We start from the raw sequence: 18,521 nt of genomic DNA, 5'->3' as shown, positions 1-18,521 counted from the left end.
TCGACGACAACTTTTATTCCATTTCGCTATAAATAAGCTCAATACTAACAATTTTACTTCTATTTAAAGTGATTTTATAACGCTGATACTTTATCTCTTCGTCATTTTGATATGAAAGCACTACATTTAGTTGATAGCGCCGCTCCACACTCTGTTTAGATATTTTATTATTATCAATATGATACAGTTTACCTTCACCTTTTTTTAAGTTCCGCGCAAACGCCGCTAAACTAAATTGTAAGGTCTGTTGCAAGCTATCATAACCAGGTAAAAACTCTTTTGCATTAACCCGAATTTCACTGGCAAAGTGCAGCCATTGCGCTGCTTGTTTATTTTGTTGACGTCGTTTTGAAAATATTTTTCGTACATCCTCTGGAATATGTTTAAAGCGTGTATATTCAAGCCAGATGTATTGTGTAGCTATTTTATCTTTGGTTACACTATTTCGAAATTGAAACCGCCATTTTGGCCGCCCTTTCACAATCGCGCGCCAAATAACTCGTGTTATATCTTCTTTAAAAATTTCTCGCATCCCGTAAATAGCGCCCAAAATGATCACTAATGTTGCAGTCACTTCGGTAAATGAGATCCGCGCATTCAGAACCACAACCATAACAAGCGCCATTATAATCGCTGTAACGGTTCCTTTAACCAATCGTTTTAAATAACTATTAAGGTAACGAGTATTACGATTTAACACCACACCATGCTCAATCAAACGCTGTAAAAGACGCATCTTATTGGTGATCCGGTTTGCATCCTGAAGGGTTGATTCCGAGTTATATTGCAGCTCATGTCGATAATCTTGCTCGGCTTTACAAAAATTCATCAGATCATTACGCTCTTTCGCGTAATCACTGCTACGAGGCCCTTCGTCAAGTAATTTTAAAAACGACTGCTCAATATGCCAACTCAGATAGTTATCTGCATTGGTATAAAACGAGATCAGTTTTTCATCATCTGGTGTGTAACGCCTTAGTTTTTTAAGTAAGCTTTGACTTTGTTCACATAATTCAATAGCGCGCTGATAAAACTCATCAACTTCTTCAATCTTCAATGTATCTTTGATATCGGTATCAATCGCTAGGCGGACTTGATAACAATACAAATTGAGGTTTTGCCGATAGTCTTGTTGTTCACCTTTATTTTTACTAACAAAGCGGCTGCGCACTAAAGGTAAATGGATATTATTGGCGTTATACGCTAAATACGATTTGAAGTGGTTATTAAAATACGATTCTTCTGTTAACGTTTGCGGATTGATGCCCATTTCATTCGGAATAGAAAAATACATATCAATGCGCTGTTCAGAGCGCGGGCTCAATTCAGGTTCAATTATAAAGGATAAGTTTTCATCCTGTTTTAGCAATCAGCTCTCCTAATAAGTAAAAAGATGCCTCTAGTTTACTGCCACACTTTCATTTGTTCAATAAAAAAAGGCCTAGTAAAAACTAGGCCTTAGATAAAATCAAAGTTACTTACTGATTAAAGTTTAACATTCACACCAGCAAAGAAACGACGACCTAATACATCATATGTGAACGGATCAGTATTTGAATCGTAGTTACCTGAGTAATAAGGTGGTTGTTTATCAAATAAGTTATTTACACCAGCTGAAACACTCACGATATCATTTATCATATATGAGCCACTTATATCGTGGTATACAATAGATGGAGTCGTTGGTGCAATACATTTACCCGGTTCATTACGACATGTAAAGCTATCCATTCCGGCAATATAACGGGCTTCATACGTTGCATCCCAGCTATCACTGCTTGCTGTAAGGTGGAAGTTTGACTTAAGATCTGCAAAACCACCGCTACCATTTGTAACGTAGCCTTGGTAATCAATCACAGCACCAGTGTCTACTACATACTCGTCTAAATATGTTGTATCTAAGCCTGCTTTCCAAGCTACACCTAATGCATCAAATGAATACGCTAAGTTTAAATCAATACCTGATGTTTTTTCAGAACCGATATTACGTAACTGGTTATTAAATACTATACGACCATCTGGACGTATAAATGCACCGGTATTTTCACACAGTGTAGTACCTGTGCCGCTAGGATTAATACATTGATCAACAACGAATTGACTAGTGTAAGTACTGATCGCATTTTCAATTTCAATATCGTAGTAATCTACTGTCATTGAAAAGCCGCTAATCCACTCAGGCTCATACACAATACCGAATGTTAATGTATCAGCTTCTTCTGGAGTTAAAGCTGTATTACCACCAACAGTAACTTCAGCTTGATCGTCTGCGCCAGGGTAAGTTACACCATCATAAGATATTGCTTTACCAGAATACAATTCATCAACAGTAGGTGCACGGAAAGCTGTTGAACGCACAGCACGCATCATTAGCTCGTCTGTTGCTCTCCAAGTTAAACCTAACTTCCAAGTATTATCTGAACCAAAGGTGCTGTAATCAAAAGCACGAATTGCCGCACTTAATTCAACACTTTGCGCTAAAGGTGCATCTGCTAATAATGGAATTGCAAATTCGACATAAGCTTCATCAACATCAAAGCCGCCACTTGTTGGATCGATACGAGGATCATTACCTAGACCTTGTGCAGCAATTGAGTCAGGATCTTGCCATGCTTTTTCTTGACGATGCTCTACGCCAGCAGCAAATGCAGCATAACCTGCAGGTAGTTCAAACATCTCACCAGACAGTGAACCAGCAACGATAAATAACTGGCTGCCACCTGATTCTTGTTCTTTGTAAATATAAGGATTTACATTTGCTTGAGCCCAATCAGCTTCATTTAAAGGATTAAATGTGCCAGCATCTACGGCCGCTTTTAACGCCGAAACATTGTGAAGATTGCTGGTTTTACTTACTGAATCGTTACGACCAAAATTTGCAGAAAGATCCCAAGAGTAATCATTAATTACACCTTCAGCACCAACAACTATGCGCACAGTATCTACAGTTTGGGTGTAGTTACGAGTACCACTTTCGCTCATACGACGACGGTAGCTAATTGGGTCACCTGCAGCGTAGTTGGTTGGCGTTGTAACATAATCACCATTTGCATCTTCTACAAACGCATTATTAACAACTTGACGTTTATCATACGTTTGGCCTAATAAGCTATTGCCCATAGTGCTTGGATCGTAGTTAAATGCAAAGTTAATTGGTTGTGGAGCTAACTGCTGCTCTGACCAACGTTTAGTATAAGTGAATTCACTGAAGAAATTTGTATCGTCGGTAAGTTCATATGTACCAAGACCCGTAATATTTAAACGATTCATTGGTGTATATAAATAGCTACTTTTTGAGTAGTTGTATGCATCAGCTGCTGTTGTGTAGCGATGTAAAGTACCGCCTAGTCCACTTAAACCACTGTCGTCAGCAACACCCGTCTTCTCTAATTCACCATCTTTATTTAAGATATCAGCCGTCACATTACTTTGAATGTGTCCACCTTCGCTGAATGAAGAACCACCACAATATAGGCCATTTGCGCCTTCTAGTAGTGGGCAGCTTGAGAAGTCACGATCACTTTGGCTTGCTTGGCCACGATTAGTGTACTGAGCACCAAAAACAATGTTACCTTTATCAAAAGAAGTACCAACTGTAAAATCAATTGAATTTTCAGTTGCATCATGCTTTGAAGTCATTGCAGTGTTTACATTTAAATCTAAACCTTCAAAGTCATTTTTAAGGATGATGTTTACAACACCTGCCACAGCATCAGTACCATAAACAGCAGAAGCACCATCTTTAAGTACTTCAATTTGCTTGATCATTGATACTGGAATAGTGTTTAAATCAACGGTAGACGCTGCACCAGTCCCTGAGTTGATCATACGACGACCGTTAACAAGCACTAAAGTACGTTGAGAACCTAAACCGCGAAGGTTAATCGATGCGTTACCGCCAGATCCATTATTAACACCAGGGTTTGTCATTGCGCCGCCTGTAGCGGTCATCTTTTGTAATACGCTATCGATGCTTGTTGCACCCATTGCTTTAATATCATCGGCGCCAATTAATGTAACTGGGCTAGCGGTTTCCATATCTGAACGCTTAATGCGAGAACCCGTTACTTGAATTTTTTCGATAGTTTGCGCCGCATTTTCAGCTGCTGCTACTTGCATTGTTGAAAACATAGGAATAGCTGTGACAACAGCTAAGCCAATCATAGATTTTTTCATGTGAAACCCTACTTGTTGGAGAAATACCTTGCTCAGGTAGCGCTCGTTTTATTTGAGAATATCGAGTCAGCGATGGCAACTTAGGCGGATTTAACTGAATGAAATCTGAATGAGTGGTCAATAATTATCTTTGCGATTATTGATAAACCTGCAACAGGTACGTTAGTTAATGAATGTTTCATTGTTAACTAGTTAATACACTTTAAGTTCATAAACTTAAGGACAAACAAAAACATTTTAAACATGTATGAAATCAAACTAATGGATTTTGTAATTATATGTAATTAACGTATAAAAAATACCTAAATCAGAAAATTTCACAAGTTAATCACATCATTTTATTAAAACTGCAAAACTGACCAACAACTGCTAACCATAGTTATGCAATAATTTTGCGTATTTAAGCTCTATGCAACTTTTTTGATAGCAATGTAGTGGTTTTTAGCTTTGTTCATTGCAGCTTAATGTCAAAATAAGGTGGTTTTATGCGCACTCTATAAATTTAACTGAAAATATAAAAACGAGGCGAGACTTAAACTGAAAACTCTGATTTACAAATAGATACTCAACTTAATATTTAGCGTCTTATTTCAGTAAATATTGCTTTGAAGTGTTTTGATGGGTTAAAGGTTCAATTAAAAAAATGGGTCCAATGCATTATTAATGCATGAAGTCAGCTAATACTTAGCTAATGAAGGTACCAAAAATTGCGTGTATGGATGGGTAGAATAATTGATAACGAACGTTCGTAACTCTATACTCTAAGCTTCGGGTAGCAAACTTCTTAACCAACAATCCGATTTAATATGAATTAAACTGATATCAATAAATCGCATCAAAGTAATAAAATATCTGCTTAAATTGGCCCTGTGGATTTTTAACTTCGAGTGTCAACTTCCAGGTCATATTACGCTCGGAACAAATGCCAACCATACCTTGCGCGACTAAAATATCATTACGCGGCTCAAACAACACTGGAATATATCCCATATACATAGTGATACCTTCAAGCTTAGCACTGTGAACTAACAATGTGCTTGGTAACGATAAATGTATTTCAAAAGGCGTCTCTGGTGTTATTTGTTGCTCACTCAACCAAATTTTCACCTGATTATCATACTCGCATAACTGATTTGGCCGACAACTTGCATCTTGGGTTTGCGCTTCTATACTTAGCGGTTGTGGGCCACACGCCATTAACATATGCAATGCGCTTAAAAACACAACTAAAAGCTTAATTGGCATAGTATTCCTTAGATAAATTAAAGGCCGATACTAATCAGCGTACTGTTAAAATACAACCACTGAACAAAATTCTTACACAAATGTACAAAAGTGTGTCAAAAAATAGCCAACTGCATGTGAAAAATTGATTGATGTCATAATTTTATGCAATTGACCTATCTTTTTTAGGCCAAAAATTTTATCATTTCCCCGCAAAAATAAGGGTTTCTCGAGTTTGTTTTCTGAAGCAGTCAAGGCATTGAGGGTTTTTTGATAACATACTTGAGAATAATAGTAGGCCCCACTTTATAAAGTGGGTAATTCATTTCTAAACGCATTTATTGCAGCGGAAGCCAGAAAATGAGCCAAACAGTAGCATCACAAACTGAGTACAACTATAAGGTTGTACGCCAATTCGCTATTATGACAGTGATTTGGGGCATCGTTGGCATGAGTATTGGGGTTCTGATTGCTGCCCAATTAGCTTGGCCAGCACTTAACTTTGATACACCATGGTTAACATACTCTCGACTACGTCCGTTACACACGAACGCAGTTATTTTCGCATTTGGTACCAGTGCACTTTTTGCAACATCTTATTATGTTGTTCAACGTACTTGTCAAACGCGCCTTCTTTCCGACAAATTAGCCGCCTTTACATTTTGGGGCTGGCAGTTAGTTATCGTACTTGCGGTTATCACTCTACCTCTAGGTATAACAAGTTCAAAAGAATATGCTGAGCTTGAGTGGCCAATCGATATTCTAATCGCTATTGTCTGGGTTACCTATGCAGTTGTATTTATGGGCACCATTGCTAAACGTAAAGTGTCTCATATCTATGTTGCTAACTGGTTCTATGCTGGCTTTATCATTACTGTTGCAGTACTTCATATTGTTAACAGCATGGCAGTACCAGTATCACTGACTAAGTCATACTCAATCTACGCCGGTGCAGTAGATGCTATGGTTCAGTGGTGGTACGGTCATAACGCTGTAGGTTTCCTATTAACAGCTGGTTTCTTGGGTATGATGTATTATTTCGTGCCTAAACAAGCTGGTCGTCCAGTTTATTCATACCGTTTATCAGTTGTTCACTTTTGGGCATTGATATCACTGTATATCTGGGCTGGTCCTCACCACTTACACTACACTGCACTTCCTGATTGGACACAAAGTTTAGGTATGGTGATGTCAATCATCTTATTCGTTCCATCTTGGGGTGGTATGATCAACGGTATCATGACGTTATCTGGTGCATGGCATAAACTACGTACTGATCCAGTACTACGTTTCTTAGTTGTATCGTTGTCTTTCTATGGTATGTCGACCTTCGAAGGCCCAATGATGGCAATTAAATCAGTTAATGCTCTTTCTCATTACACTGATTGGACTGTTGGCCACGTTCACTCTGGTGCGCTTGGTTGGGTTGCAATGATTTCTATCGGTGCTATTTACCACCTTATCCCTGCGTTATTTTCACAAGGTCGTATGTATAGCGTGAAACTTGTTAATACACACTTCTGGTTACACACTGTGGGTGTTGTACTTTACATTGTAGCAATGTGGATCTCAGGTGTTATGCAAGGTCTAATGTGGCGTGCAGTAAATGCCGACGGTACATTAATGTACAGCTTTGTACAGTCGCTACAAGCATCACATCCTTTCTATGTTATGCGCTTCTTAGGCGGTGTATTCATCGTCACAGGCATGCTGGTTATGGCTTATAACGTTTACCGTACAATTTCAGCGAAGAATGATTCGTTGAAATTAGATGCGCAAGCACAATTAGCATAACGGAGTGAGATGATGAGCAATAAAAATTCACAAAACAAACATGAAATAGTCGAAAAAAATATCGGCCTTATGGCTATCTTGACTGTTTTTGCTATCAGCTTCGGCGCATTAGTAGAGATCACTCCACTGATGTTCCAAGACGATACAACAAAGCCAGTGGATGGTTTACGTCCACTAAACGCGCTGGAAATGGAAGGCCGCGATATCTATGTACGTGAAGGTTGTTATAACTGTCACTCACAAATGATCCGCCCTTTCCGTGATGAAGTAGAACGTTACGGTCACTACTCTGTTGCTGGTGAATCAGTATGGGATCACCCATTTCAATGGGGTTCTAAACGTACTGGTCCTGACCTAGCACGCGTAGGTAAACGTTACTCGGATGACTGGCATTATGCTCACTTAGTGAATCCACGTGCTGTGGTTCCTGAGTCAAACATGCCAGGTTTCCCTTGGTTAGCAGAGGATCGTGTTGACACTAGCCTTACTCTGAAAAAGCTTAAAATTTTCCGTGATACATTTGCTATTAATCCACAAAACCCAGCTCACCCTGGTTTAGGATATGGTAGTGATGAAGAACTAATCGCTGATGTTGCTAAAGTTGATGCAATGAATGACGGTAAAGGTGCGACAGAAATACAAGCCCTTATCGCTTATTTGCAACAACTTGGCACGCACTTGAAGTAATTAATTATGGATTACGGAACATACAGAGGCATTTTAACTCTGGTAATTTTAGTACTATTTATTGTCATTGTTGTGTGGGCATATAGCAAGCGTAGTAAAACTCGTTTTAAAGACGCCGCTAATGTCATCTTTGAAGATGAGAAAAAACACAACGATACAATCTCTAACGAGGAAAAGGGGTCTGAGAAATGACTAGCTTTTGGAGTATATGGGTTATTGTATTAACCCTTGCATGCTTATTTATCATTTTTGGCTTACTAGTGTGGAATTTAACAAACTACACTGGTGTTAAAGAAGGTGAAAGCTGCGGGCACGAATTTGATGGTATTGAAGAACTAAATAATCCGCTACCTAAGTGGTGGACTTACATGTTCTTTGCAACATTTGTATGGTCAGTTTACTACTTAGCAGCATACCCAGGTTTAGGTAATTGGGAAGGTATTGCTAAATGGAGTAGCTCTAACCAAGGTATTACCTCTTTAGCTGAATCTAAAAAAGCAGTTGAAGAAGCCAAAGCGAATGGTGAATTTGTAAAGCTTGATAAAGAATATGAAGCTGCAGATGAGCGTTTTGGTCCTATTTTTGCCGCTTATGCTCAGCAAGATATCGAAACGCTTGTTACTGATGAAAAAGCACTGGAAATTGGCCAGCGTTTATTCGCACAAAACTGTTCGCAGTGTCATGGTTCTGATGCCCGTGGTGGTCAAGGCTTCCCTAACCTAACTGATAAAGATTGGTTGTACGGTGGCACGCCAGATAAAATCAAAGAAACACTGTTACATGGTCGTATTGCTGCAATGCCACCTTGGGGTGCTGCATTGGGTGAGCAAGGCGTTAAAGAAATGACTGCTCATGTACTAAGTTTATCAGGTCGTACCGTTAACCAAAAAGACGCAGCCGCAGGTGCAGCTAAGTTTGCAATGTGTGCCGCGTGTCATGGTGCTGATGGTAAAGGTTCAGTTGCACATAATTTACCGTTTGGTGCACCTAACTTAACTGATAACATCTGGCTATATGGTGGTTCTCAACGTGCTGTTGAAGAAACACTTAACAACGGTCGTGCCGGTGTTATGCCAGCTTGGAAAGACATTTTAGGTGAAGAAAAAATTCATCTATTAACTGCATACGTTTATAGTTTATCGCAAGATAAATAACTAAAACGTTAATAGAATGTTTATATTTTAATGTTTTAATTCAATAGATTAATTCAGATCAAAAAAGCCTCCATCTGGAGGCTTTTTTTTAGTTTTTTCAACTTAAATCCTATAAAATGCCCTTATCGTAAACTAATTAAGTGTATTTATGACCCCTACTCCTTGGTATAAAAATTTCTGGCCGTGGTTCTTAATCTTTTTTCCGCTAGTTGCCATCATTGGTTGTATTTCCCTTTTTATAACTGCGATCGGCAATGGTCCTGATATGGTGGTTGATGATTACTATAAAAAAGGCAAAGCAATTAACTTAGAACTGAGCAAATTCGAGAAAGCTAAAGCGTTATATTTACATGGTGACTTGCTAATCGAAGCTGATAAAGTCAGCTTTAAATTCAATAAGGGGGACACCAGTAATATCCACTCATTAAAACTATCGTTTTATCACCGAACGATTCAGGCTCATGACTTTAGTACTCATTTAACCCCAAATGCGAATGGTGAATTTACAGCAATTGTCGAACCATATACTGATGGTGCTTATACTGTATTTATTGAGCCGATAGACGGTAGCTGGAAATTAAAAGAAAACATCACTTTGCCAAGTGAGCAAAGTATTGCCATAAGTCCTGAATATAAGTAGTCACCCCATCATGTCTAATAACTGCTTTCATTGCCTTGAAAGTGTACCATCGGGTTTTAACGCTACTGTTGTTATAGACGGTAGCGCGCAACCGATGTGTTGCATAGGCTGTCAAACCGTTGCCGAGACGATTGTTGCTCAAGGCATGACCGATTATTATAAATTCAGAACCGTGCGCGCTGGTAAAGTAGAACAGCTAGTTCCTGAGCAATTAGCATTTATTAGTAGTTACGATAACCCAGATATTCAAGACGAGTTTATTTCTCAAACTAACGATATCAGTGAAGTGTTATTGACCGTTGAAGGGATCACTTGCGCTGCCTGTGCATGGTTGATTGAAAGGCAACTGTTAAACATACCCGCAATCAAACGCGTTGACGTAAATACATCAACAAACCGCGCGATGATCCAATGGCATAAAGATCAGACACCATTAAGCGACATTATCAAATCGTTATTAGAAATTGGCTACAAGGCCTACCCGTTTCAAGTCGATGTTGAAGCAAGTCAAAAGCAGCTAGTTGCCAAAGCGTATATACGCAGGCTCGGCGTAGCAGGCTTAATGACCATGCAGGTGATGATGTTTGCTTTCGCCATGTACTTTGGCATGTTTTCTGGTATGGAAGAAAACTTTGAACAGTATTTTCGATGGATCAGCTTAATACTCGCTTCACCGGTTATTTTATACAGTGCTATGCCCTTTTTAACTAATGCAATTAATGGCTTAAAAGCCAAGCAGTTAAACATGGATCTTCCTGTATCCCTGGCTATTTTTGGCGCATATGGCGCAAGTAGTTACGCCACCGTGATGGCCGTGGGCGAAGTGTATTTTGAATCAATTTGTATGTTCACCTTCTTATTATTGCTAGGTAAATATTTAGAGTTTAGGGCTCGACTGAAAGCCAGTGAGTTTACTGCTAACTTACAAAAGTTATTACCACTTACAGCCCGTACTTTGGATGAAAACGGCCACGAACATATTATTGCAGCTAAAAAATTAAAACTCGGTGACCGAGTCTTAATTAAAGCCGGAGAAACAATTCCTGCAGATGGTGTTATTTTCTCTGGCAGCACCACCGTTGATGAAGCAATGATGACAGGTGAGCATTTACCAGTTAGTAAGTACATTGATCATCAAGTTTTTGCCGGTACCGTGAATCATGATGGTGTAATTGAAATCCTTATCAATAAAATTGGTCAAAATACTCTTTTAAACCAAATAATTAAATTGCAGCACAGTGCGCTTGCCACCCGTCCTAAACTGGTGGAAATCACCGACAAAGTGGCACAGTGGTTTGTTGCCTGCTTGCTGGTATTTGCCTCACTTACCGCCATCGGCTGGTATCAAGTTGACCCTGAACATGCCTTTTGGATCACCATTGCGGTCCTTGTTGCAACTTGCCCATGTGCGCTAAGTTTAGCAATTCCAACCGCCTTAACCTGCGCGGTGGCTACCTTAACCCGCAAAGGAATACTCATTAAGCAGTCTCATGTGCTAGAAACACTACCACAATTAACGCGCGTTGCTTTTGATAAAACAGGCACGTTAACACAGGGGCGTTTTAGCCTAGATGCTGTGGACTTATTAGCAAATTCTTTATCTAAAAAACAGATTTTGGCTCTTGCAGCACAACTTGAAAGTTACTCCGAACACCCTATTGCGACTGCATTTAATGAGTTCACACCCACACAGCGCGACTTAACGAATATTAAAATTCATCCTGGCTGTGGCATCACCGGTGAAGATGACAATCATAACTATGCAATTGGTAAAAGTGGTTGGTTCAACAGTAAAAAAAGTAATGCTCAAGCAACGTTCTACATTGATCAACAACCGGTTGCTAATTTTTACTTTGTAGATGAAGTAAAAAGTAATGCTGCAAACTTAATTACCTCTTTACAACAGCAAGGCTTAACCTGCCACATGCTAACTGGGGACGCCTCAAATGCAGGGCAACAAATTGCTAAGAAGCTCAAACTTGATAGCTTTAAAGTAGGCTGTCTACCAGAGGATAAACAAAGCGAAGTGAAGCTGTGGTCAAGCCAAGGTGAAATTGTTGCTATGGTAGGAGATGGTGTCAACGACAGTCCAGTGTTTAATAGCGCGCATTTATCTATCGCAATGGAAACTGGCGCTGATATTTCCAAAAACACCGCTGATGTGGTATTACTCAATAGTGATTTAGCCGCTATAGAGCATTTATTGACGGTATCGAAAAAAACACGCCGAATAATAAAGCAAAATTTAGCGCTTTCATTGCTCTATAATGGTTCAATCTTACCGCTTGCGGCATTAGGCCTAGTTGCACCTTGGATGGCTGTGATTGGGATGTCTGCCAGTTCCATCATAGTGATCAGTAACTCACTAAGGTTATTAAAATTATGAGTATAATTTATATTCTAGTTCCAATTGCTATTTTATTTGTACTGATCGCGATTGGGGTGTTTTTTTGGGCCGTTCGCGGTGAACAATTTTCAGATTTAAACAAACAAGGTCACAGCATTTTGTTTGAAGATGATAAAGAGCAGCACAAAAAAAGTAATGATTGACCCCTTATTTTTCAGCGCTTTTATCATGGGCCTTATTGGCAGCGGACATTGCATCGCAATGTGTGGTGGTATTGCCAGCTCCTTACAATTAGCCACAGATAAAACCCGGCCATTGCAGTACTCCATTGCGTATAACATCGGTCGTGCCGGCAGTTATATGCTCGCAGGGGCGCTCGTTGCTGGGATCAGCAGCCATTTTGCCACCCAAAGTCATTGGTTCGCGTTAATTTTAGCGTTTTTAAGTGGCCTGTTTATGATTTTGGTTGGCTTGTATATCATGCGGTTAGGCGCAAGCTTACAATGGCTGGAATCGCTAGGGAAAACCTTGGTGTGGCAGCACTTGGTAAAACTAAATCGTTTTATAATGCCAATCAACTCATTACCTAAAGCAATGGCTTATGGCGCATTATGGGGTTGGTTACCCTGTGGTTTAGTTTATTCAGCGCTAACCTGGGCGATGACCAGCAACACAGCCCTTGATGGCGCTCTAGTCATGCTATTTTTCGCGCTTGGTACGTTTCCCGCGATGTTAAGTATCGGCATGGGCGCACAAGTATTACATAAAGTATTAAATCACCCATGGGCACGAATAGCACTGGGCAGTGTACTTATTTGGTACGGGATTTATTTACTTATCATTGCAACTGACAAGCTGCTGCATTAACCTTAACAAATTAATGTGACAACATTTAATGGACTGAACTAATGGATTTATATCAAAACAAAGCCAAAAATAATTGCACAATCAGCTGCAATGACTGCAGTATTAGTCAACTGTGCTTACCTTTTACCCTCAATGGGCAAGAAATGGATAAACTTGATGAAATCATTGAGCGTAAAAAACCATTACATAAAGGGGATTTTCTTTTTGAATCAGGAGCGCCACTGAACGCTATTTTTGCTGTTCGCTCTGGTTCATTTAAGTCCTACACCCTTTCAGAGCAAGGTGACGAGCAAATTACTGGCTTTCATCTCGCAGGAGATTTAATCGGCTTTGATGCAATAAATAAAATGGCACACCAAAGCTTTTCTCAAGCGCTCGAAACCTCAATGGTATGCGAAATTCCATTTGAAACACTCGATGACCTAGCGGGTAAATTACCAAAACTACGCCAGCAGATTATGCGCCTGATGAGCAGTGAAATTAACTACGACCAAGAAATGTTTTTGTCACTGAATAAAAAATCAGCCGAAGAGCGCTTAGCTAGTTTTATCTACAACTTGTCAAATCGCTTTGGCGAACGCGGGTTTTCTCGTAAAGAGTTTCGCTTTACCATGACCCGGGGTGAAATTGGTAATTACCTTGGTTTAACCGTTGAAACGATTAGTCGTTTACTGAGTCGTTTTCAAAAAGCTGCTTTAATAAAAGTGGAAGGTAAATTTATCACTATTCTAGATAGTGATGGGTTATCCGCAGCTGCAGCAATTCACCCAAAATAAACTTGATCTAGCGCAACAAGTTGTTAGCTGTTACTTTAACTACTCGCGTTATACGTTACACTCTAGCTATAAAGTAGTTAAAGGAGCAGCTTATGAACACCATCAAACAAATACTCGCCATTATTGATCCAACCGCTGAGTCTCAGCATGGTTTATCTCGCTCTATCGAATTAGCCAAAAAGTCCGGTGCCAGTATCACCGCTTTTATGAGCATTTATGATTTTTCCTATGAGATGACGACCATGCTCTCTGGCGATGAGCGCGAGGCAATGCGCAATGCCGTCGTTAAAGACCGTCAGTTATGGCTGGATGAAATTTTGCAACATTACCCAGACGTCGATATTAACAGCCAAGTGGTTTGGCATAATCGCACTTATGAAGCGATCATCGATACGGTAATAGACCAACAGTTTGATTTGGTTGTAAAAGGAACTCACGAGCACGATACACTTAAGTCAGTAATTTTTACTCCAACCGATTGGCATTTAATTCGTAAATGCCCAGCCCCGGTATTATTGGTAAAAGAGCACGCTTGGCCTTCGCAGGGTAATATTTTAGCTGCTGTTAACGCTGTAAGTGAAAACCAACAGCACCTTGATTTAAACCATCGTATTATTCAAGATGCGCAGTTTTTATGTGAACTGGCTAACGCAAGCCTTAGTATCGTTAACGCCTATCCTGCGACACCGGTAAACATTGCAATTGAAATCCCTGAGTTTAACCCCAGTATTTATAACGAGTCGGTTAAAAAACACCATATAGAATCAACCCATGAGTTAGCAGCTAGTCATCAAATCGCCCAGCAAAACTGTGTCATAGAAGAAGGTTTACCAGAGGACGTGATCCCGGATGTAGCAAAGCGCCTTAATAGTGAATTAGTGGTAATTGGTACGGTTGGCCGCACTGGATTAAGTGCAGCCTTAGTAGGTAACACCGCAGAGCATGTCATTGACAGCCTTGATTGTGACGTATTAGCCTTAAAACCCGATGGCTATGTGAGCCCGCTGGCAAAAGATTAAATAAATTTTGTTGATTGAAACTTTAGGCATATAATACGCCCCTTTATTTTACCCATAGTTCTAAAGGGGGCGTAATGTCGCATTCTGTTCAAGCCAAAGCTCAACATAGCTTATCTAAGTTACAAAAACGCTTACGTCGTCAAACCGGTCAAGCGGTGATGGACTTCAATATGATTGAAGAAGGCGACCGTATCATGGTGTGCCTCTCTGGTGGAAAAGACAGTTATACTCTACTTGACATGCTGCAGCATTTACAGCGTGTTGCACCTATTAAATTTGATTTGTTTGTTGTTAACCTTGATCAAAAGCAACCAGGCTTTCCTGAACATGTATTGCCAGCATATTTAGACACTCAGAATATTGAATACAAAATTGTTGAAGAAGACACCTACAGTATAGTGACTGATATTATTCCTGAAGGTAAAACAACCTGTTCGCTATGCTCACGCTTACGTCGCGGCATTTTATATCGTACCGCAAATGAAATGGGGGCCACTAAAATCGCCTTAGGTCATCATCGCGACGATATGATCGAAACCCTATTCTTAAATATGTTTTATGGTGGCAAACTGAAAAGCATGCCAGCTAAATTAATGAGCGATAACGGCGAGCACATGGTAATTCGTCCATTAGCCTACTGTAAAGAAACAGATATTGAACAATATGCTATCAGCCAAGCATACCCTATCATTCCATGTAATCTGTGTGGCTCACAAGAAAATCTGCAACGCAAACATACCAAAGCGATGCTTGCACAGTGGGATATTGAGCACCCTGGTCGTATTGAGAGTATTTTTACTGCAATGCAAAATGTTGTGCCTTCGCATCTAGCAGATAATGAGTTATTTGATTTCACCAACTTAAAAACCGGTGAAGTAATTGATGGCGGCGATATAGCGCTTGATAAACCAGACATACCAAAACAATCTGTACTTAACGATGATGAAACAGCTGATGTTGTGACAATTAATTTAAGTTAACAAATTAACTTAAAGAATAACAATGCCGCGTATATCGCGGCATTTTTGTTTTTCGTTGATAAAGTCAGTTACGGCATATCCATCAACGCTTGGCTTTGCTCATCGACCTTAACTTGATAGTTTTCATGTCTTAAACCAAGTAACTGCGGTAACGTTGCAGCAATACAAATTGACGATAATGTTCCCACAACAATTCCTACAAATAGTGCGATAGAAAACCCCTGTAACGGCGCACCAGCCAATAACCACACACTCGCCACTGTTGCAAGAGTAGTGCCTGAGGTGATCAAAGTACGGGTCAAAGTGCTCTTAATTGATTCATTGATCACCGTATTCACGCTAGCTTGTTGTGTTGTGGAATCTAAGCGCAGTAGCTCGCGTACCCTGTCCCCGACAATAATTGAATCATTTAATGAATAACCAATGATTGCCAGTAAACTCGCTAACACGGTTAAGTTAAAATCAAGCTGTAACCATGCAAATAAACCAACTACCACCACCACGTCATGCATTAAAGCCACAACCGATCCCAACGCTAAACGCCACTCAAAGCGTAGCGCTAAATAAATCATCACGGCAACCATTGCCGCAAATAATGCCAAACAGCCTTGTTCAAATAATTCATCGCCAACTTGAGAGCCTAAGTAAGAAGATGACAACACTTCAGCACCCAATGTCTCATCTTGCGTAAGCGTTGCTAACCAAGGCGATGTACTGGCTTGCTCTGCCTCTCTTAACTGAAAGTGCTGGCTAGATTGAGCGCTTAAGGTAAAGTCATCATGGTGATAATAACTAATTTTTTTCGCCAGCTCAGCCTCACTAATTGGCACTGCAGTGGTAAACTCAGTTAAATAGCCACCAGTAAAATCAAGGCCGAAATTCAATCCTTTTGTAGCAACCCCTATTACAGAGAGCAGCACTAGTAGGATAGATAAAACCAACCCCGATAAACGTAAGCGGGTTGTGGTGCTCATTTTTTCATTTGAATTGCTCATGCGCGAGCTCCTCGCTTATTTGCCAATTTTAAATACAAAGTCTGACTCAACGCCTTAGAAACATACACCCCGGTAAATACGCTAGTTATTAGCCCTAACGCCAGCGTAATTGCAAAGCCTTTGATTGGCCCATAGCCAATACCATATAAAATAATTGCCGTGATCATAGTGGTAATATTAGCATCAAAAATTGTCGCAAATGCTTGTTGGTAGCCCTGCTCTATCGCTTGATATGGTGCTCGGCCTTTACGGCGCTCTTCTTTGATCCGCTCAAAAATAATAACATTAGTATCAACAGCCATACCGATTGTCAGTACCAGCCCGGCGATGCCCGGTAAAGTTAGCACCACGCCAGGCAGCAGTGACATTAATCCTGCTAAAGCTGTTAAATTCAATAATAAGGCAATATTTGCCACCAGCCCTAAACGGCGATACCACAGCGCCATAAAGGCTAATGTAATACCCATTCCCAACATTAAGGCCGCGAGCCCATTATGTATGTTATCTGCGCCCAAGCTTGGCCCAATGGTTTGTTCTTGTACGATTGTCACCGGCGCAGTTAATGAACCTGCACGTAATAGCAATGCTAAATCCTGCGCCGCTTGTGGACTTTGCATATTAGTAATACTAAATTGGCTACTCAAATGTTGAGCTATATTGGCAACATTAATCACTTCACTTTTTTTAACTACTTCACCTTTGACATTTTTATAATATTCAGAATACACCGTTGCCATTGGTTTACCGATATTACGTTTTGAAAATGCTGACATCGCCTCGCCACCTTGGCTATCAAGGCTAAGTTGCACTAGCGGCTTGCCCCATTCATCGCGCCCTGCATGGGCATTATTGATGTGTTGTCCCGAAAAAATAGCAATTGGGTCTAAATTGATCGAGCCACCATTTTGCAGGTTAAAGGTTTTTCCGCCGATTTCTTTAAGCTGATAAAAATCAAGCGACGCTGTTGCACCTATAATACGTTTTGCTTCACTTGGATCTTGTACACCGGGTAACTCAATACGAATACGTTGTTTACCTTGGCGCTGGGTAACTGCTTCAGTAATGCCTAATTCTTCAATACGGCCTCTTAAAGTGGTTAAGGTTTGACTCATTACTTCTTTATCAAACGCATTACTACCTTGTTCACTAAAACTAAATGCAACCGTTGTTAGATTACCCTGTGAATGCGCAGTTGCCATTAAACGCTCAAAACGCTTTAGAACATTCGCCTGTACTGCGGCTAAGTCACTTTTAGCAGCAGGCAACGCGTGTAATTCAAAACCATGGGCATTTTTTTGTACACGAACACCTCTGGCTTTTTCATCACGAATAATTGTTTTAGTTTGTTCATACGCACTATCAAGTTGCTCTTGTTGCGCTTTCACTAAATCAACATCTAATACAAATAACACACCACCATTAAGATCAAGACCTAATTTTATAGGTGCTAATCCTAAGCTTTGTAACCAATCGGGACTTGTTTGATGCGTGACTATTTTTGCATTCAACTGCGTAAATTCACTTTTTAACGCTTGTTGCGCTGCGGCACTTTTGGTTGGCTCTTGTAGTAACACATTTAATGAAAGGCTGTTTTGCGCCACTTGAATTGATTGCTCAACCAGAAACCCATGTTGATTTAAAAAATCAATAACAGATTTTTGCGAAGGAGTATTCGCTAGTAACTGCTGTGAATGTGGCTGGCTCTGCGTTGTACTCAGATGCAGCCACGATTTTGCTGGATATAAATTTGGTAAGGCACTGATAGCTAATAATACCAGCGCCAAAAACATCGCCATATAGCTTATTTTAAAACGCTGTAGCTGCGGTTTTTTTGATGAATTTTTTAACATATTGCTTCCTTT

16 protein-coding genes are annotated in these 18,521 nt (G+C 40.1%); 11 read left to right on the top strand and 5 right to left on the bottom strand.

From position 1 onward, the window contains the following. Positions 1 to 13: 13 nt before the first annotated feature. From H5154_RS13330 to H5154_RS13320, 3 genes are all read right to left on the bottom strand, one after another. On the bottom strand, positions 14 to 1,369 hold the full coding sequence (locus H5154_RS13330) for a hypothetical protein (RefSeq protein WP_182718577.1): 1,356 nt from the start codon (positions 1,367 to 1,369) through the stop codon (positions 14 to 16). Between the two features lie 116 nt (positions 1,370 to 1,485). Further along, positions 1,486 to 4,176: a TonB-dependent receptor gene (locus H5154_RS13325; protein WP_182718576.1), complete on the bottom strand. Its 2,691-nt coding sequence runs from the start codon at positions 4,174 to 4,176 to the stop codon at positions 1,486 to 1,488. A gap of 822 nt (positions 4,177 to 4,998) precedes the next feature. Next, on the bottom strand, positions 4,999 to 5,421 hold the full coding sequence (locus H5154_RS13320) for a hypothetical protein (RefSeq protein WP_259398507.1): 423 nt from the start codon (positions 5,419 to 5,421) through the stop codon (positions 4,999 to 5,001). Between the two features lie 339 nt (positions 5,422 to 5,760). Here H5154_RS13320 and ccoN point away from each other — a divergent pair, with 339 nt between their 5' ends. The 11 genes from ccoN to ttcA all read left to right on the top strand — a co-directional run bounded on the left by ccoN (position 5,761) and on the right by ttcA (position 15,664). Further along, positions 5,761 to 7,194 carry a cytochrome-c oxidase, cbb3-type subunit I gene (gene ccoN / locus H5154_RS13315; RefSeq protein ID WP_149982386.1) on the top strand — a complete coding sequence of 478 codons (1,434 nt, stop codon included), beginning with the start codon at positions 5,761 to 5,763 and terminating at the stop codon, positions 7,192 to 7,194. A gap of 12 nt (positions 7,195 to 7,206) precedes the next feature. Continuing rightward, a complete protein-coding gene (gene ccoO / locus H5154_RS13310) occupies positions 7,207 to 7,881 on the top strand; it encodes a cytochrome-c oxidase, cbb3-type subunit II (protein WP_149982438.1) in 675 nt (224 codons plus the stop codon). A gap of 6 nt (positions 7,882 to 7,887) precedes the next feature. Then, positions 7,888 to 8,073 carry a cbb3-type cytochrome c oxidase subunit 3 gene (locus H5154_RS13305; RefSeq protein ID WP_064667100.1) on the top strand — a complete coding sequence of 62 codons (186 nt, stop codon included), beginning with the start codon at positions 7,888 to 7,890 and terminating at the stop codon, positions 8,071 to 8,073. After that, entirely contained in the window at positions 8,070 to 9,035 is a 966-nt protein-coding gene (ccoP, locus tag H5154_RS13300) for a cytochrome-c oxidase, cbb3-type subunit III (protein ID WP_182718575.1), read from the top strand. The genes H5154_RS13305 and ccoP overlap by 4 nt, the downstream gene beginning before the upstream one ends. A 148-nt stretch (positions 9,036 to 9,183) precedes the next feature. Then, on the top strand, positions 9,184 to 9,675 hold the full coding sequence (locus H5154_RS13295; protein ID WP_182718574.1) for a FixH family protein: 492 nt from the start codon (positions 9,184 to 9,186) through the stop codon (positions 9,673 to 9,675). A 10-nt stretch (positions 9,676 to 9,685) separates the two neighbouring features. After that, positions 9,686 to 12,061 (top strand): heavy metal translocating P-type ATPase, encoded by a 2,376-nt coding sequence (locus H5154_RS13290; protein WP_182718573.1) that lies wholly within the window; start codon positions 9,686 to 9,688, stop codon positions 12,059 to 12,061. Beyond that, the gene (gene ccoS, locus H5154_RS13285) at positions 12,058 to 12,225 is read left to right on the top strand and encodes a cbb3-type cytochrome oxidase assembly protein CcoS (protein WP_145233504.1); all 168 of its coding nucleotides are present in this window, start codon (positions 12,058 to 12,060) and stop codon (positions 12,223 to 12,225) included. The genes H5154_RS13290 and ccoS overlap by 4 nt, the downstream gene beginning before the upstream one ends. Beyond that, positions 12,218 to 12,889, top strand: coding sequence for a sulfite exporter TauE/SafE family protein (locus H5154_RS13280; protein ID WP_182718572.1), 672 nt, complete (start codon positions 12,218 to 12,220; stop codon positions 12,887 to 12,889). Before ccoS ends, H5154_RS13280 begins: the two co-directional genes overlap by 8 nt. Before the next feature lie 41 nt (positions 12,890 to 12,930). Then, entirely contained in the window at positions 12,931 to 13,665 is a 735-nt protein-coding gene (locus H5154_RS13275; RefSeq protein ID WP_145233499.1) for an FNR family transcription factor, read from the top strand. A gap of 92 nt (positions 13,666 to 13,757) precedes the next feature. Further along, on the top strand, positions 13,758 to 14,684 hold the full coding sequence (uspE, locus tag H5154_RS13270) for a universal stress protein UspE (protein ID WP_182718571.1): 927 nt from the start codon (positions 13,758 to 13,760) through the stop codon (positions 14,682 to 14,684). Positions 14,685 to 14,758: 74 nt separating this feature from the next. Further along, positions 14,759 to 15,664 (top strand): tRNA 2-thiocytidine(32) synthetase TtcA, encoded by a 906-nt coding sequence (gene ttcA / locus H5154_RS13265; protein ID WP_182718570.1) that lies wholly within the window; start codon positions 14,759 to 14,761, stop codon positions 15,662 to 15,664. A 68-nt stretch (positions 15,665 to 15,732) separates the two neighbouring features. Here ttcA and secF read toward each other — a convergent pair whose 3' ends face one another. Together secF and secD are read right to left on the bottom strand one after the other, a co-directional pair. Continuing rightward, entirely contained in the window at positions 15,733 to 16,659 is a 927-nt protein-coding gene (gene secF / locus H5154_RS13260; RefSeq protein WP_149982401.1) for a protein translocase subunit SecF, read from the bottom strand. Continuing rightward, positions 16,656 to 18,509, bottom strand: coding sequence for a protein translocase subunit SecD (gene secD, locus H5154_RS13255; protein WP_182718569.1), 1,854 nt, complete (start codon positions 18,507 to 18,509; stop codon positions 16,656 to 16,658). Before secD ends, secF begins: the two co-directional genes overlap by 4 nt. Positions 18,510 to 18,521 lie beyond the last annotated feature (12 nt).

Origin of the sequence: Pseudoalteromonas sp. SR44-5 (genome assembly GCF_014163675.1) — a bacterium.
Classification (GTDB): Bacteria; Pseudomonadota; Gammaproteobacteria; order Enterobacterales; family Alteromonadaceae; genus Pseudoalteromonas; species Pseudoalteromonas rhizosphaerae.
Note: the sequence above shows the minus strand (reverse complement) of the source record. Positions and strands in the feature narration are given on the sequence as shown.

Excerpts from the sequence above, each read along its gene's own strand:
- H5154_RS13290 (WP_182718573.1), top strand. The coding sequence starts at position 9,686 with ATGTCTAATAACTGCTTTCATTGCCTTGAAAGTGTACCATCGGGTTTT.
- H5154_RS13320 (WP_259398507.1), bottom strand. The coding sequence starts at position 5,421 with ATGCCAATTAAGCTTTTAGTTGTGTTTTTAAGCGCATTGCATATGTTA.
- uspE (WP_182718571.1), top strand. The coding sequence starts at position 13,758 with ATGAACACCATCAAACAAATACTCGCCATTATTGATCCAACCGCTGAG.
- secF (WP_149982401.1), bottom strand. The coding sequence starts at position 16,659 with ATGAGCAATTCAAATGAAAAAATGAGCACCACAACCCGCTTACGTTTA.
- H5154_RS13295 (WP_182718574.1), top strand. The coding sequence starts at position 9,184 with ATGACCCCTACTCCTTGGTATAAAAATTTCTGGCCGTGGTTCTTAATC.
- H5154_RS13325 (WP_182718576.1), bottom strand. The coding sequence starts at position 4,176 with ATGAAAAAATCTATGATTGGCTTAGCTGTTGTCACAGCTATTCCTATG.
- H5154_RS13280 (WP_182718572.1), top strand. The coding sequence starts at position 12,218 with ATGATTGACCCCTTATTTTTCAGCGCTTTTATCATGGGCCTTATTGGC.
- H5154_RS13275 (WP_145233499.1), top strand. The coding sequence starts at position 12,931 with ATGGATTTATATCAAAACAAAGCCAAAAATAATTGCACAATCAGCTGC.
- ttcA (WP_182718570.1), top strand. The coding sequence starts at position 14,759 with ATGTCGCATTCTGTTCAAGCCAAAGCTCAACATAGCTTATCTAAGTTA.
- ccoP (WP_182718575.1), top strand. The coding sequence starts at position 8,070 with ATGACTAGCTTTTGGAGTATATGGGTTATTGTATTAACCCTTGCATGC.
- ccoS (WP_145233504.1), top strand. The coding sequence starts at position 12,058 with ATGAGTATAATTTATATTCTAGTTCCAATTGCTATTTTATTTGTACTG.
- H5154_RS13305 (WP_064667100.1), top strand. The coding sequence starts at position 7,888 with ATGGATTACGGAACATACAGAGGCATTTTAACTCTGGTAATTTTAGTA.
- ccoO (WP_149982438.1), top strand. The coding sequence starts at position 7,207 with ATGAGCAATAAAAATTCACAAAACAAACATGAAATAGTCGAAAAAAAT.
- ccoN (WP_149982386.1), top strand. The coding sequence starts at position 5,761 with ATGAGCCAAACAGTAGCATCACAAACTGAGTACAACTATAAGGTTGTA.
- secD (WP_182718569.1), bottom strand. The coding sequence starts at position 18,509 with ATGTTAAAAAATTCATCAAAAAAACCGCAGCTACAGCGTTTTAAAATA.